The organism is Streptomyces sp. NRRL B-24572 (genome assembly GCF_002156145.1).
In the GTDB taxonomy this organism is placed as follows: Bacteria; Actinomycetota; Actinomycetes; order Streptomycetales; family Streptomycetaceae; genus Streptomyces; species Streptomyces vietnamensis.
Genome location: NZ_MWIG01000609.1, coordinates 1 through 1,084, shown reverse-complemented (window position 1 = coordinate 1,084; position 1,084 = coordinate 1). Strand labels below are relative to the sequence as shown.

Annotated in this window: 1 protein-coding gene and 1 pseudogene; one reads left to right on the top strand and one right to left on the bottom strand. The window is 69.9% G+C overall.

The features are described 5' to 3' along the window. Window positions 1-559, top strand: a 559-nt coding sequence (locus CCN56_RS31515) for a S1C family serine protease (RefSeq protein ID WP_256962278.1), incomplete at its 5' end; no start/stop codon positions are given. Here CCN56_RS31515 and CCN56_RS31510 read toward each other — a convergent pair. Continuing rightward, a pseudogene (locus CCN56_RS31510) lies at window positions 487-1,084 on the bottom strand (site-specific integrase); the annotation flags it as partial. The gene CCN56_RS31515 and the pseudogene CCN56_RS31510 sit on opposite strands and share 73 nt — an antisense overlap.

The following is a 1,084-nucleotide window of genomic DNA, read 5'->3' as shown; positions in this document are numbered from 1 at the left end:
CAGCGGCGGCTTCGGCCAGTCCCAGGCGGGCTCGATCGGCCTCGGCTTCGCGATCCCGGTCAACCAGGCGAAGAACGTGGCGCAGCAGCTGATCAAGACGGGCAAGCCGGTGTACCCGGTGATCGGCGCGACCGTGAACATGAACGACAAGGGCCAGGGCGCGACGATCGCGGGCCAGGGCTCCGGCGGCACGCCCTCGGTCACGCCCGACGGCCCGGCGGCGAAGGCGGGCCTGAAGGCCGGCGACGTGATCACGGGCTTCGGCGACCACCCGATCGACAGCGGCCGCACCTTGATCAGCGAGATCTGGACGTACAAGCCGGGCGACTCGGTGAAGATCACCTACGAGCGCGACGGCAAGACCGCGACGACCACGGTCACCCTCNNCGGGGCCCGCCCTCTGCGTTCACCCTGTCTCACCCTGACTCGCCCGTATCCCGGTCCTGACCAGTACGTATGGGCCATGTGTGGGCCAGGATCGGCGACTCAGCCACCGTTGAGCCCCTTCTCGATGAGCGCGTTCGCGCGGGACTGCTGGCCCTTCAGGATCTTGGCGTAGAACCGGAAGAGCACCGTGAGGCTGTGCCCCGCCCGCTGCGCGACTTCCACGGGGTCCACCCCGGAGTTGATCCACAGGGACACCCCCGCGTGGCGGAGCGAGTACGGGACGTCCGCGAGCGGCGTTTTCACCTCCTTCGCCGAGAGAGCTTTGAGGCGGGCCGCGTCCCAGAGAGCGCAGTACTCCGTGGAACGGACGCGTCCGCCCTCGGCGGCGCGGAAGAGCCGGCCATCGTCCGCCACTCCGTACCGCTCCTTGTGCTCGCGGAGCATCGCAGTGAGCACGGGCGGGATGGGGACGGATCGGGTGGCAGTTCGGGCCCGGCGCTTGAGCCCACGCTGGTCGTACGACTTCCCGTCGTCGGTCCACCCCGAGCCGACCTCGGGACGACTCCCCGCGAGGATGAGCTCACCCCACCCCGTCTTCGGAAGGGTGCAGTCGTCCGCGCGCAGAGCCGCGATCTCCGAGGGCCGCATGGCGGCGTAGTAGAGGCACCCGAAGAACGCGGCCAGATGCTCGCCGCGC